This is a genomic window from Miniimonas arenae (assembly GCF_006351005.1).
GTDB lineage: Bacteria > Actinomycetota > Actinomycetes > Actinomycetales > Beutenbergiaceae > Miniimonas > Miniimonas arenae.
In genome coordinates this window covers 15,915-30,099 of record NZ_VENP01000014.1, presented here as the reverse complement: position 1 = coordinate 30,099, position 14,185 = coordinate 15,915, and the positions used below count along the sequence as shown (strand labels likewise).

9 protein-coding genes are annotated in these 14,185 nt (G+C 74.8%); 4 read left to right on the top strand and 5 right to left on the bottom strand.

Annotation, left to right across the window (positions count from 1 at the left end; translation table 11 throughout):
* Positions 1-19 precede the first annotated feature (19 nt).
* The 3 genes from FH969_RS05460 to FH969_RS05450 form a co-directional block, all read right to left on the bottom strand.
* Positions 20-925, bottom strand: a complete 906-nt coding sequence (locus FH969_RS05460; RefSeq protein ID WP_139986414.1) for a GNAT family N-acetyltransferase — start codon at positions 923-925, stop codon at positions 20-22.
* Positions 922-2,787 (bottom strand): aspartate--tRNA ligase, encoded by a 1,866-nt coding sequence (gene aspS, locus FH969_RS05455; RefSeq protein ID WP_139986413.1) that lies wholly within the window; start codon positions 2,785-2,787, stop codon positions 922-924. Before aspS ends, FH969_RS05460 begins: the two co-directional genes overlap by 4 nt.
* A gap of 64 nt (positions 2,788-2,851) precedes the next feature.
* On the bottom strand, positions 2,852-4,018 hold the full coding sequence (locus tag FH969_RS05450) for a pyridoxal phosphate-dependent aminotransferase (protein WP_139986412.1): 1,167 nt from the start codon (positions 4,016-4,018) through the stop codon (positions 2,852-2,854).
* Between the two features lie 357 nt (positions 4,019-4,375).
* Between FH969_RS05450 and FH969_RS05445 the strand changes: the two genes are divergently transcribed.
* Positions 4,376-6,196, top strand: coding sequence for a DEAD/DEAH box helicase (locus FH969_RS05445; RefSeq protein ID WP_139986411.1), 1,821 nt, complete (start codon positions 4,376-4,378; stop codon positions 6,194-6,196).
* 168 nt (positions 6,197-6,364) lie between these two features.
* Here the strand turns inward: FH969_RS05445 and hisS are convergent, their stop codons facing one another.
* Positions 6,365-7,765, bottom strand: a complete 1,401-nt coding sequence (hisS, locus tag FH969_RS05440; RefSeq protein WP_139986410.1) for a histidine--tRNA ligase — start codon at positions 7,763-7,765, stop codon at positions 6,365-6,367.
* Positions 7,766-7,996: 231 nt separating this feature from the next.
* On the opposite strand from hisS, the gene FH969_RS05430 reads away from it, so the two are divergent.
* From FH969_RS05430 to FH969_RS05420, 3 genes are all read left to right on the top strand, one after another.
* Entirely contained in the window at positions 7,997-8,839 is an 843-nt protein-coding gene (locus FH969_RS05430) for a peptidylprolyl isomerase (protein WP_139986408.1), read from the top strand.
* On the top strand, positions 8,836-10,758 hold the full coding sequence (locus FH969_RS05425) for a DUF349 domain-containing protein (RefSeq protein WP_246071727.1): 1,923 nt from the start codon (positions 8,836-8,838) through the stop codon (positions 10,756-10,758). Before FH969_RS05430 ends, FH969_RS05425 begins: the two co-directional genes overlap by 4 nt.
* Before the next feature lie 283 nt (positions 10,759-11,041).
* Positions 11,042-11,623, top strand: a complete 582-nt coding sequence (locus FH969_RS05420) for a hypothetical protein (RefSeq protein ID WP_139986407.1) — start codon at positions 11,042-11,044, stop codon at positions 11,621-11,623.
* 51 nt (positions 11,624-11,674) lie between these two features.
* Here the strand turns inward: FH969_RS05420 and FH969_RS05415 are convergent, their stop codons facing one another.
* Positions 11,675-14,008 (bottom strand): RelA/SpoT family protein, encoded by a 2,334-nt coding sequence (locus FH969_RS05415; RefSeq protein ID WP_139986406.1) that lies wholly within the window; start codon positions 14,006-14,008, stop codon positions 11,675-11,677.
* Positions 14,009-14,185 lie beyond the last annotated feature (177 nt).

Here is a 14,185-nt window from a genome sequence, read left to right as displayed (position 1 = left end):
ATGCTGCCCGCGCCCGCCGTCAGCGCAGCGGCCGCGTCACGCCCTGGGGCCCGTAGGAGGCCATGCGCGCCTGCGTGACGAAGCCGAGCCGCTCGTACAGACGCCGGGCGCCCGCGTTGTCCGCGTACATCCCGAGCGAGACCCAGTCGGCGCCGGCATCCAGGCCGGCGGCGGTGGCCGCCGCGGTGAGCGCCGCGCCCAGGCCACGCCGGCGTGTCTGCGGCAGCACCGCGAGCCCGTGCAGGTGCCAGGAGAACGGCTCGCCGTCCGTGGGCTCGACGGTCGGCTCCTCGGCGGACGCCTCGTGCGACACCGAATCCGGCGCCGTGCCCGAGGCCGTGCCCCACGCCGAGCCCACCCGGTCCGCTCCACGACCCCCGCGCTCGTCCTCGCCGAGCCCACCCTGGGCGATCCGGGCGCCGATCACGCCGACGAGCGCCTCGCCGTCGTACGCGCCGAACCACGCGACCTCGCCGGCGGCGGACGGATCCGCCGTCGAGATGGGGTTCGCGGCTGTCAGCACCGCGCGGATCGCATCCTGGTCCGCCAGGCGATCGAGGAGCCGCACGGTGCCGGCGTCGTGGCCACGTTCCCCGGGCCGCTCCGTCGTGGCGAGCCAGTCCCAGCGCGAGAACGCCGCGAGCCCGAGCGCGTCCAGCACCCAGGCGGGCACGGCGACGGAGGCCGGGGCCGACAGCCACATCGCCCCCCGTGCCTCGGACCGGTAGCGCAGCCGCGCCTCGGCGTCGAGCAGATCCAGCACGCCCGCGTCCGGGCCGAGCGCGAACAGCACGTCGCCCTGCGCGCCGGGTCGCACGAGCAGGACCGCGTCAGCGGTGCGCTCGACGCGCGCGGCCGACCACTCCCCGCGCTCGGCGAGCAGCAGGGGGTGGTCGACGAGCGGGTCGGGCAGCGCGAGCCTCACGCCCGCGCCGAGGTGACGGAGGGCGCGGCCGGTGCCTCGCCGTCGGGCGTCGCGGCGGCGTCCCCAGCGGCCGTCTCGGCCTGACCGGCCTTCGGCTTCGGCGGCGCCGCGTCGACGCCGGCCTCCTTGCGCTGCTGCGCCGTGATCGGCGCGGGCGCGCCGGTCAGCGGGTCGTAACCGCCGCCGGACTTCGGGAAGGCGATGACGTCGCGGATCGAGTCGGTGCCCGCGAGGAGGCCGACGATGCGGTCCCAGCCGAACGCGATCCCGCCGTGCGGGGGCGCTCCGAACGAGAACGCCTCGAGCAGGAAGCCGAACTTCTCCTGCGCCTGCTCGGGGTCGATGCCCATGACGGCGAACACGCGCTCCTGCACGTCCCGCTGGTGGATACGGATCGAGCCGCCGCCGATCTCGTTGCCGTTGCAGACGATGTCGTAGGCGTAGGCGAGGGCGGCGCCCGGGTCGTTCTCGAACGTGTCGATCCAGTCCGGGGTCGGCGACGTGAACGCGTGGTGCACCGCGGTCCAGGCACCGGCCCCGACCGCGACGTCGTCGTCCTCGCCCACGGGCTTGAACAGCGGCGCGTCGACCACCCACACGAACGACCAGGCGTCCTCGTCGATGAGGCCGCCGCGGCGGCCGATCTCCAGGCGCGCGGCGCCCAACAGCGCGCGCGACGCGGTCGCGGCGCCGGCCGCGAAGAAGATCGCGTCGCCCGGGCCCGCGCCCGTGGCCTGCGCCAGGCCGGCACGCTCGTCGTCGGTGAGGTTCTTGGCGACGGGCCCGCCGAGCGTGCCGTCCTCGCCGACCGTCACATAGGCCAGGCCCTTGGCGCCGCGCTGCTTGGCCCACTCCTGCCACGCGTCGAAGCCGCGGCGCGGCGTCGCGGCGCCGCCGGGCTGCACCACGGCTCCGACGTACGGCGCCTGGAACACGCGGAACGGGGTCTGCGCGAAGTACGCCGTGAGGTCGACGAGCTCGAGCCCGAACCGCAGGTCGGGCTTGTCGGTGCCGTAGTGCGCCATCGCGTCCGCGTAGGTAATCCGCCGGATCGGGGTGGGCACCTCGACGTCGACGAGGCGCCAGATCTCCACCAGCAGCTTCTCGGTGAGCGCGATGACGTCGTCCTGGTCCACGAACGACGCCTCGACGTCGAGCTGGGTGAACTCCGGCTGGCGGTCGGCCCGGAAGTCCTCGTCCCGGTAGCACCGGGCGATCTGGTAGTAGCGCTCCATGCCCGCGACCATGAGCAGCTGCTTGAACAGCTGCGGGCTCTGCGGCAGCGCGTACCAGGACCCCGGGGACAGGCGCGCGGGCACCACGAAGTCGCGCGCGCCCTCGGGCGTGGACCGCGTGAGGGTGGGCGTCTCGATCTCCACGAAGCCCTCGCCGTCGAGCACGCGACGCGCGACCTGCGAGACCCTCGCGCGCAGGCGGAGCGCGCGGGCGGGCGCCGGGCGGCGCAGGTCGAGGTAGCGGTACTTCAGACGCGCCTCCTCACCGATCGCGGCGTGCTCGGTCGCGTCCAGCGCGGTGGAGACCTGGAAGGGCAGCGGCGCGGCCTGGTTGAGCACGACGACGTCGCTCGCCACCACCTCGATCTCACCGGTGGGGAGGTTCGGGTTCTCGTTGCCCGCGGGTCGGCGCGTCACCTCACCGGTGACCTGGAGGACCCACTCGGCGCGCAGCGGGTGCGCGACCTCCTCGTCCCGCACGACGACCTGGGCGATGCCGGAGGCGTCGCGCAGGTCCAGGAACGCCACGCCGCCGTGATCCCGACGGCGATCCACCCAGCCCGTGAGGGTGACGGTGGTCCCGATGTCGGTGGCGCGCAGGTCGCCTGCGGTGTGGGTGCGGAGCACGAGGAGGTTCCTTCCGGGTGTCTCGGCCCGCAGCGCGCGAGCCGACGTTCGATGGTAGTCGCGCTCAGGCGCTCCAGTCCGCGATCCGGTCGCACGCCCGCGCGACCACCTCGGCGCCGGGCGAGAACGACAGCCGCACGTGCGAGCTCCCGGCGACCGGGTCGAAGTCCGTCCCGGGCGCCAGCGCCACCCCCGTGGCCTCGAGCAGGCGGGCGCAGTACGTGCGCGAGTCCAGCCCGCTGCCCGACACGTCCGCCCACAGGTAGAACGCGCCGTCCGGCGGGGCGACGTCACGCCAGCCCAGCGCCGGTGCGCGCGCCACGACGGCGTCCCGTGCGGCGTGCAGCGCGTCCCGCCGCGCGTCGCACTCGGCATAGCTGCCGGGCGTGAACGCGCGCAGCGCCGCGACCTGCGCGAGCGACGGCGCGCACAGCTGCAGGTTGCCCGCCAGCGCCTCCCCCGCGGCGCGCAGGGCACGCGGCAGCACGATCCAGCCCAGCCGCCACGCGGTCATGCCCCAGTACTTGGAGAACGACCCCACCGTCAACGCCTCACGGGTGTGCGCGAGCGCGCTCTCGCCGCGCGAGCCCGTGTAGGTGAGCCCGTGGTAGATCTCGTCGCTCACGAGGACGACGCCGTTCTCGGCGCACCAGCGCGTCAGCGCCGCCATGGCGACCGCGTCGACCATGGTGCCGGTGGGGTTGGCGGGGCTCGCGAGCACGACCCCGGCGAGGGGCCGGCGGGCGTGCTGCTCCGCGAGGGCCGCCACGGTGAGCCGGTAGTCGCAGGCGGCGCCCGCGTCGACGTCGACCACCTCGCAGCCGAGCGCGGCCAGGAGGTTGCGATAGGCGGGGTAGCCCGGCGCCGGGACGGCGACCCGGTCGCCGTGGTCGAACGCGGCGAGCGCCGCGACCTGGAAGGCGGAGGACGCGCCCGTTGTCACGACGACGTCGGCGGGGTCGACCGCGACGCCGTGCCACCGGTCGTAGTGACCCGCGATCTCCTCGCGCAGCGCGGGCAGGCCCGAGGGCTGCGTGTAGGCGTGCGCGATCCCGGCGGGGTCGGCCAGCGCGCGCTCGGCCGCGGCGCGCACGTCGGCGGGCGCTCCCCCGCTCGGCTCCCCCACGCACAGCAGGTACGACTCGAGCCCCTCCGCGCGGCGCCGCATGGCCTCGGCGACGACGTCCATCACCTCGAACGGCGCGACGGCGGAGCGACGGGACGGCGACACCCCGGCATTCTGGCACTGGCACTGGCACCGGCACTGACACCGGCACTGGCACCGGCGCTGGCTTGGGCACGGACACGGCGGTCGCAGCGGCTGCGGGCGCGGGTGAGCCAGGTCACCGGGGGCGTCCCCGCCCGCGCGGACCCCGTCCGGTAGGCTATGGGAGTTCCTGGAGTGCGAATCCGCCACAGGGCCCCATCACAAGCTCCCGCAGAGCGCTGCAGCACGACCAGGCAGCGGACGGGACCACGCGCGTCGCAGAGTGCGACGGCAGGACGACGGGCCGGGCGCGGACGTGCGGCACGCGACCCGTCGCGCGTCGACCTCTCCCCCCGCTCGACACGTTGGGATATCCCTGCCATGCCAGACCTTGCTGACAGCCCTGCCCGCACGCCCGCCGACACCTCGTCCGAGGCCGAGACGTCCGTCGAGACGTCCGTCGAGACCGGCCCCACCTTCGCTGGCCTCGGCCTGCCCGCCGACATCATGGCGGCGGTCGACGCCCTCGGTTTCACCACCCCGACCCCGATCCAGTCCCGCGCGATCCCGGCGCTGCTCGCCGGCCGCGACATCGTCGGCGTCGCCCAGACCGGGACCGGCAAGACCGCCGCGTTCGGCCTGCCGATGCTCGCCGCCGTCGACGGCTCCTCGCGCGAGACGCAGGCGCTCGTGCTCACCCCGACCCGCGAGCTCGCGATCCAGGTGGCCGACGCGATCTCGTCGTTCCTGCCGTCCGGCTCGCGCGCCACGGTGCTGCCGATCTACGGCGGCGCCAGCTTCGTGCCCCAGCTGCGGGGCCTCGAGCGCGGCGCCCAGGTCGTCGTCGGGACGCCCGGCCGCGTCATGGACATGATCGAGCGCCGCGCGCTCAACCTGTCCACGCTGCGCTTCGTGGTCCTCGACGAGGCCGACGAGATGCTCCGGATGGGCTTCGCCGAGGACGTCGAGACGATCCTCGCGGGCACGCCCAAGAGCAAGCAGGTCGCCCTGTTCTCCGCGACGATGCCCGCCGCGATCCGCGCGGTGGCCAACACGCACCTGAGCAACCCGGTCGAGATCTCGATCGCGCGTCAGTCCACGCCGATCGGCTCGGTCGAGCAGCGCTACGCCGTCGTGCCCTTCCGCAACAAGACCGAGGCCGTCGCGCGCGTGCTCGCCACGAGCGACGCCGAGGCCGCGATTGTCTTCGTCCGCACCCGGGAGACGGCCGAGGAGGTCGGGGCCGCGCTGAGCGCCATGGGCGTCAACGCCGCGTCGATCTCGGGCGACGTCGCCCAGCGCGACCGCGAGAAGATCGTGGACCGCCTGCGCGCCGGCACGCTCGACGTGCTCGTCGCCACCGACGTCGCGGCCCGCGGGCTCGACGTCGAGCGCATCGGCCTCGTCGTCAACTTCGACGTCCCGCGCGAGGTCGAGACGTACGTGCACCGCATCGGGCGGACCGGCCGCGCCGGCCGCACGGGCGTGGCACTCACGTTCCTCACGCCGAAGGAGAAGCCCCGCCTGCGCACGATCGAGCGCGTGACGGGCTCCACCCTCGTCGAGACCCGGCTGCCCTCGCGCGCCGACGTCTTCACCCACCGCCTCGGCGCGGCGCTCGGCTCCGCGCAGGCCCGGATCGGCGCGAGCCCGCTCGCGACCACCCGCGCCCAGCTCGTGGCGCACTGCGAGGAGACGGGGACCGACATCCTCGACGTCGCCGCCGCGCTCCTCGCGCTCGCCGTGGGCGACGACGGCGTGACGCGCGAGGTTCCCGAGGAGTTCGCGCTCCGCGACGACCGCCGCTCCTACGGCGAGCGCGAGGAGCGGGGCGACCGTGACGGTCGCGGCCGTGAGCGCTCGGGCCGTCGCGACTCGCGTGAGTCGGGTGGCAACCGCTACCGCATCTCGGTCGGCCACCGCGACGGCGTGACGCCCCAGGGCATCGTCGGCGCGATCACCGGCGAGGGCGGCCTGCGCGGCGCCGAGATCGGCAAGATCGACATCTTCGGGTCCTTCTCCATCGTCGAGATCCCGCTCGGGATCGACGCCGAGGCGGAGCGCCGGATCAGCGCGGCCAAGGTGGCTGGGCGTCAGCTGCGGATCAAGGCGGACTCCGGTCCGCCCTCGCGCGGCGGCCGTGAGGCCGGCCCGCGCGACCGCGACGACCGTCCGCGCCGCCCGCGCACCTTCGCGCACTGATCAGCACGCACTGATCGGCGCACACCGACCACGCGGCGCGGGTGGACGCTCGTCCACCCGCCGCCGTCGGGTCACCCGTGCGCACGCTTCACCTGCACGACGGCGAGAGGCCGGTCCCGTTCGGGACCGGCCTCTCGCGCGTGGTGCGCCGGGCGGCGGGGTCCCCGGCTACTGCGGAACGACCGCGACCACGCGCGGCCAGAGGTCCTCGGCCGGCGGGCTCCACATCGCGGGGTCGGCGGCCACCTGCTCGCCCGAGCGGATGTCCTTGACCTCGCCGTGCGCCGCCTGATCGCTGCCTGGCTCGTCCGAGCCCGGGAACCACACGAACGGGATGCCGCGGCGGTCGGCGTACCGGATCTGCTTGCCGAACTTGGCCGCCGTCGGGGCGACGTCGGTCGGGATGCCGCGCGAGCGCAGCGTCGCCGCGATCGCGTCCGACGCCGCACGACGGTCCTCGTCCACGACGGCGACGAGCACCGCCGTCGGCACGCTGCGGGTCGCACGGACCAGGTCGGCGGAGAACAGCCGCGAGAGCAGCCGGGACACGCCGATCGAGATCCCGACGCCGGGGAAGGTGCGCTTCCCGTCCGTCGCAAGGGAGTCGTAGCGCCCGCCGGAGCAGATCGAGCCGAGATTCTCGTGCCCGAGCAGGACGGTCTCGTAGACCGACCCCGTGTAGTAGTCGAGGCCGCGGGCCACCGAGAGGTCGGCGGCCACGACCCCGGGGGCACGCTGCTCGGCGGCCTCGAGCAGCGCGGACAGCTCGCCCAGCCCGGTCGCGAGCAGCGCACGCGCCGGGTCGTCGGCGGTGACGACGGCGTACCGGTCGGCCAGGTCGCGCACCTGATCCACTACCGTGACGTCGCCGCCGAGGCGGGACAGGGCCAGGCACGCCTCGACCTGCGCCTCGCTCGCCCCGACCTCCTCGCGCAGGAGGCGAGCGACGTCGTCGGGCCCGATCTTGGCGAGCTTGTCGACGACGCGCAGCACCTCCTCCGTGCGGTCGAGGCCGATCCCGGCGTAGAACCCCTCGACCACCTTGCGGTTGTTGACGAGCATGCGCACCGGCGGCAGGCCGAGCGCCCCGAGAGCGGTGAGCGCCTCGGCGGCGACGAGCGCGACGTCGACCTCGAGGTGGAAGGGGAGCTCGCCGTCGCCGACGACGTCGATGTCGGCCTGCCAGAACTCGCGGAACCGGCCGTCCTGGGGCCGCTCGCCGCGCCAGACCGGCTGGATCTGGTAGCGCTTGAAGGGGAACGTGAGGCGACCGGCGTGCTCCACGACGTAGCGCGCGAACGGGACGGTGAGGTCGAAGTGCAGGCCGAGGCGGTCGACTTCGTCCGCGGGGGCCTCGCCCTCGTCGGCCTGCAGGCGCGAGAGCACGTAGACCTCCTTCGACGTCTCGCCCTTGCGCAGGAGCTCGCCGAGCGGCTCGACGGCGCGGGTCTGGACCGAGGCGAACCCGTGCAGCTCGAAGGTCCGCGCGATGACGTCGAGCACGCGCTGCTCGACGATGCGCTGGTCGGGGAGCCACTCGGGGAAGCCGGACAGGGATGCACGTGCCATGCCTCGATCCTTCCAGGTCCCTCGGATCGACCGAGCCAGTCGCCGAGCGGGCGCCGAGCCGGTCGTCGAGCGGGGCGGCGCGCCAGTCGCCGAGCGGGGCGCCGCGCCGGTCGTCGAGCGGGGCGGCGCGCGGTCCGGCAGAGGGCGGCGCCGACCTAGACTTGCCGACGGCCGCGGCACGGGTAGCGGCGGCGACGCACAGAGCATCGGCGGGGACGGCGGGAGGCCGCAGTGGTCAGCAGGCAGCAGCGCGACGCGGAGCGGCGACGCGCAGCGAAGGCGCAGGCGCGCTACGAGCGGGCCGCGAAGCTGCGTCGGGAGCGACGGATCGTGGCGATCTGCCTCGTGGCGGGTCTCCTCGTGCTCGCGGGCGTGGTCGCGGCGGTCACGCTGGGCGACGTCGGCGACGACCCGGCCGTCGACCCCACGGCCACGGTCGGCGCGACCGCGACCGCGACCGCGACCGCCGAGGCGACGGCGGGCGCGACCGAGGCGGGCGCGTCAGCGTCGATCGACCCGAACGCCCTGCCGACCACGGTGCCGCGCACCTACGACGCACCCCCGCCCGCCACCGACTCGCTCGGCACCACGTGGACGGCCACGGTCACGACGAACCTCGGCGACATCGTGCTCGAGCTCGACGGCGCGGCCGCCCCGCAGGCGGTGGCGTCCTTCCTCATGCTCGCGAGCGACGGCTTCTACGACGGCACGGCGTGCCACCGCCTCCTCCCGGACGCGCTGCTGCAGTGCGGGGACCCGACGGCGAGCGGCACCGGCGGTCCCGGCTACAGCTTCGGGCCGATCGAGAACTCGCCGAGCGACCAGGCCTACCCGGCCGGCACGGTCGCCATGGCGCGGCAGCCCGGCATCGCCGACAGCCAGGGCAGCCAGTTCTTCCTCGTGTTCGAGGACACCACGCTCCCGGACGACGCTGCCGGGGGGTACACGGTGTTCGGTACCGTGACCCAGGGACTGGACATCCTTCAGTCCGTAGGCGCAGCAGGCACCACCACCGGTGCCTCGGACGGACCGCCGGCGACGGCGGTCATCATCGAGAAGGTGACCATCTCGTGACCACCACCCCAGACCCGCTCGAGACGACCCCCGAGCCGCAGGACGCCCTCCAGGAGGGGCCTGTCGGCGAGCTCGACCCGGCCGTCGACCAGTCTGCCGAGCCGGCAGGCGGCCAGCCGGTCGACCAGATGGTCGACGACGCACCCGCGCTGGAGCAGGAGCCCGACGCCGCGGCCGAGACCGCCGCCGACCCCGAGCCCGCGGTCGCCGCCGCCCCCGAGCCCGCGGTGGCGGTCGAGCCGGACGTCCCGGTCGAGGCCGAGATCTCGGTCCAGGCTCCTGAGGCGAACGAGCCCGACGTCGCGTCGGACCCGGACGCGGCTGCGGAGCCGGAGCCCGCGGTCGAGGCCGACGTGGCCACGGACCCCGACGCCTCCGACGAGCCCGCCGAGCAGGAGGCCGTGAGCGAGGCCGAGCCCGAGGCCGCCAGCGAGCCCGTTGCCGAGCCCGAGGCCGCCACCGAGTCGGTCGCCGCGCCGGAGCCCGAGACGCCGGCAGCCGAGACGGCTTCCGAGCCCCCTCCGACGCCGCGTCCGCGCCCCACGCCGGGCCCCCGGCCGGGCCCGCGCCCCGGTCCTCGACCCGGTGGCGGCGGGGCCCGCCCCGCACCGCGCCCGGGAGCCGCCCCCGCCACACCGGCCGCGGCGCCCGCCCCGATCCCCGCACCCCTGGACGAGGCGGCGACCGCCGCGGCCGAGTTCGGCGTCGTGGCCGAGGACGGCACGGTGTCGGTGCGCGACGGCGACACGGTCCGCGTCGTCGGCCAAGTCCCGGGTGGCGCGCCCGAGGAGGCCCTCAGCCTCTACGTCCGCCGGTACCTCGACCTCGCCGCTCAGGTCCAGCTGCTCGAGACCCGTCTGCCGGGCCTGCCCGCCAAGGACGCGACCTCGACCATCGCCTCGCTCCAGGAGCAGCTCACCGAGCCCGCTGCGGTCGGCGACCTGCCCGCGCTGCGCACCCGGTTGTCGGCCGCGGCCGTCCGCGCGCAGGAGATCGCCGCGGCGGCGCAGGCCGAGCGCGAGCAGAGCCGGGCGCGCGCCGTCGAGGAGCGCACCGCCATCGTCGAGCAGGTCGAGGCGCTCGCCGCGACCGACCCGGAGCGCGTGCAGTGGCGCGACGCGACGGCGAAGGTCGCCGCCCTCCTGGAGGAGTGGAAGACGGCGCAGCGCAGCGGCGTGCGCATCGACCGCCCCACCGAGGACGCCCTCTGGAAGCGGTTCTCGCACGCGCGCACCGTCTTCGACAAGGCACGCCGCTCGCACTTCGCGACGCTGGACAAGCGCAACGCCGAGGCCCGCAGCGTCAAGGAGGCGCTCGTCGCGCGGGCGGAGGCGCTGCAGGACTCCACCGACTGGGGCGCCACCGGCGGGGAGTTCCGCGACCTCATGGACTCCTGGCGGGCCGCCCCCCGCGGCTCCCGGAAGGACGACGACGCGCTGTGGGCGCGCTTCAAGGCCGCGCAGGACCACTTCTTCGGCGCCCGCACGGCGGCGAACGAGGCCGTGGACGCGGAGTTCGAGGCGAACCTCCAGGTCAAGCTCGAGCTGCTCACGCGTGCGGAGGCCCTGCTCCCGGTCAAGGACCTCGCCTCGACCAAGCGTGAGCTGCGCGCGATCCAGGACGCCTGGGACGAGGCCGGCAAGGTGCCCCGCAAGGACATCAGCCGGGTCGAGGCGCGGCTGCGCGCCGTCGAGCAGGCGGTGCGCGACGCCGAGCAGGCCGACCTGCGGCGCAGCGACCCCGAGCTCAAGGCCCGCGTCGAGGGCGCGACCGCCCAGCTGGTCGACGCGATCAACGCCCTCGAGGCCGACCTCGCGGCCGCCGAGGCCAAGGGCGACGCCCGCGCGGTGGAGACCGCGCGGACCGCGCTGGCCGCTCGGCGGCAGTGGCTCGACGCCGTGCAGCGTTCGCAGCGCTGACGCCCGACGGCGAACGGGCGCTCGGTCCGCCCGCTCGCCGCGTCCGATGGTCACCTCGACGGGGCGCCTGGATCACTCCAGGCGCCCCGTCGGCGGTCCCGGGTGGGTTGCAGAGCCGCCACGTCCACCCCACACGCGGCAGACCTCACCCCTCGCCCGCCACCGGCGCCGCCACGTCAACCCCACACGCGGCAGACCTCACCCCTCGCCCGCCACCGGCACGTGGATCCACAGGCGCGCCGTCGTCGTTCCCCAGCGCGGCCAGCAGCGCGAGACTGACGGCGTGACCCTCCCCGCCTGGCGCCCGCTCCCCCTTGCGCCCCTCGTCGTTCTCCCGACCGACGGGCTGTGCCCGCCGCCGCTCGCGATCGACCCGGCCACCGCGCTCTGGGCCGGCGCGACCGCCCCCGACGTCCCACCCGGACCCGCCGAGCGCGCCACCTCGCTGCGCTCGCTCGTGCCGACCGGCGCCATCGTGGTTCTCGGTGCCGCGGCGTGGGTGCACACGGGCCGCGTCCGCCCTGACGCGCTCGACGTCGCCTACCGGACACCCCGCAGCACCCGCACCTACCGCGTGCGACCGCGCACCCTCGTGCTGCCGCCCGACGAGATCCTCGTCCTGGGTGGGGTCGCCGTCACCACACCCGCCCAGACGGCGGCCGACCTGCTGCGCTTCGGCGCGCTCCCGGGAGCGACGCCGGGGCAGGGCGAGCTCGACGCCCGCGAGGTCGTCGCCGCGGTCCGAGCCCTGCTCGACGCCGGCACGCGCGTGGCACAGGTGCAACGGCTGCTCACGAGCCAGCCCGAGCGCGCCCACGCCCGACGCGCGAAGGCGCTGCTCGCCGTCGTGCTCGCGGACGAGTGACCGGCGCGGCGCCGCCAACGCCGGCGACGCGACGCGGCGCGGCGCCGACGATCAGCTGCGCGCCGACGGCACCGGGGCGGCGTCCGGGCGGACGCCGGTGACGCGGTAGACGTCGAAGACGCCGTCGATGTCCCGCACGGCGCGCAGCACGTGGCCGAGGTGGGAGGTGTCGCCCATCTCGAACACGAACTTGCTCAGCGCGACCCGGTCCTTCGAGGTCGACACCGTGGCGGACAGGATGTTGACGTGGTTGTCCGACAGCACGCGGGTGACGTCGGACAGGAGACGCGCCCGGTCGAGCGCCTCGACCTGGATCTGGACGAGGAAGACGCTCTGCGCGTCCGGCGCCCAGGCCACGTCGACGAACCGCTCGGGCTCGCTACGCATCACCGCCACGTTCGGACAGTCCGCGCGGTGCACCGAGACGCCCTGCCCGCGCGTCACGAACCCGACGATCGGGTCGCCCGGCACCGGTGTGCAGCACTTGGCGAGCTTGGTCCAGACGTCGTCCATGCCGGCGACGATGACCCCGACGATGCCGCCCCGCGGCCGCGCGATGTGGCCCGACCCCGGCGTGGTGACCTCGGCGAGGTCCTCCGTGGTGCCGTCCTCGCCGCCGAGGCTCGCGACCAGCCGTTGCACGACGTTGGCCGCGGAGACGTGGTTCTCCCCCACGGCGGCGTAGAGCGCGGAGACGTCGGGGTAGCGCATGTCGGCGGCGAGCGCGACGAGTGAGTCGTGCGTGAGCAGCCGCTGGATCGGCAGGTTCTGCTTGCGCATCACCTTGGCGATCGCGGCCTTGCCCTCCTCGATCGCCTCCTCGCGGCGCTCCTTGGTGAACCACGCGCGGATCTTGTTCCGGGCGCGGGGGGACTTCACGAAGCCGAGCCAGTCCCGGCTCGGGCCAGACCCCTCCGCCTTGGAGGTGAAGATCTCGACCGTGTCGCCGTTCTCCAGCGCGGACTCCAGCGGCACGAGGCGGCCGTTCACCTTCGCCCCGACGGTGCGGTGACCCACCTCGGTGTGCACGGCGTACGCGAAGTCGACCGGAGTGGACCCGTCCGGCAGCGAGACGACGTCGCCCTTCGGCGTGAACACGTAGACCTCGGTGCCGGCCATCTCGTAGCGCAGGGAGTCGAGGAACTCCCCCGGGTCGCTCGTCTCGCGCTGCCAGTCCACGAGCTGGCGCAGCCACGGCATCTCGCCGGCCTCGCCGCCCCGCTCGCCGCGCGCGGCCGCCCCGGGCGCGGGACGCTCCTTGTACTTCCAGTGCGCGGCGACGCCGTACTCGGCGCGCCGGTGCATCTCGTGGCTGCGGATCTGGATCTCGACCGGCTTGCCGCCGGGCCCGATCACCGTGGTGTGCAGCGACTGGTACATGTTGAACTTCGGCATCGCGATGTAGTCCTTGAACCGGCCCGGGACCGGGTTCCACCGCGCGTGCAGCGCGCCGAGCGCCGCGTAGCAGTCGCGCACCGAGTCCACGAGGACCCGCACGCCGACGAGGTCGTAGATGTCGGCGAAGTCGCGGCCGCGCACGATCATCTTCTGGTAGATCGAGTAGTAGTGCTTCGGCCGGCCGGTCACCGTGGCTCGGATCTTTGCGGCCTTGAGGTCCTCGCCGACCTGCTCGCGCACCACGCCGAGGTACTCCTCGCGCGCCGGCGCCCGCTCCCCCACGAGCCGCACGATCTCGTCGTACACCTTGGGGTACAGCGTGGCGAACGAGAGGTCCTCGAGCTCCCACTTGATGGTGTTCATGCCCAGCCGGTGCGCCAGCGGGGCGTAGATCTCCAGGGTCTCGCGCGCCTTCTTCGCGGCCGAGGCGGAGGAGACGTACCGCCACGTCCGCGCGTTGTGCAGGCGGTCGGCGAGCTTGATGACGAGGACCCGGATGTCGCGCGCCATCGCCACGACCATCTTGCGGACCGTCTCGGACTGCGCCGCCTCGCCGAACGTCACCTTGTCGAGCTTCGTCACGCCGTCGACCAAGGCCGCGATCTCCGGCCCGAACTCCGTGCGCAGCTGGTCGAGCGTGTACGGCGTGTCCTCCACGGTGTCGTGCAGCAGCGCCGCCGCGAGCGTCGAGGACGTGAGGCCGAGCTCGGCGAGGATCGTCGCGACCGCCACCGGGTGCGTGATGTAGGGGTCGCCGCTCTTGCGCAGCTGCCCCTCGTGCGCCCGCTCCGCGGCCAGGTACGCGCGCTCGATGACGGCGAGGTCCTCACGCGGGTGGTTCGCGCGAACCACCTGCAGCAGCGGCTCGATCGCTGGCGGGCTCGAGTGACCGCGCGAGCCGAACCGCACCAGCGTGGAGCGCATGCGCGACCGCGGGATGACAGGTTCGCTGCCTCCGGGAAGGTTGTGACGCCCCTCGTCCGCCATCTCGTCATCCTAGGTCCGCGAACGGGCCCACCCGTCCACGGGTCCCGCGGGCGGGCACGACGGCGAGCGAGCGTCCGCGGGGCGGCGCGGTCCACAGGGCGCCGGGTCGGTGCCTGTGCCCGACGGCGGAACGCACGAGCGCCCGCCGGGTGACCCCGGCGGGCGCTCGTGCGGGCG

Excerpts from the sequence above, each read along its gene's own strand:
- FH969_RS05445 (WP_139986411.1), top strand. The coding sequence starts at position 4,376 with ATGCCAGACCTTGCTGACAGCCCTGCCCGCACGCCCGCCGACACCTCG.
- hisS (WP_139986410.1), bottom strand. The coding sequence starts at position 7,765 with ATGGCACGTGCATCCCTGTCCGGCTTCCCCGAGTGGCTCCCCGACCAG.
- FH969_RS05415 (WP_139986406.1), bottom strand. The coding sequence starts at position 14,008 with ATGGCGGACGAGGGGCGTCACAACCTTCCCGGAGGCAGCGAACCTGTC.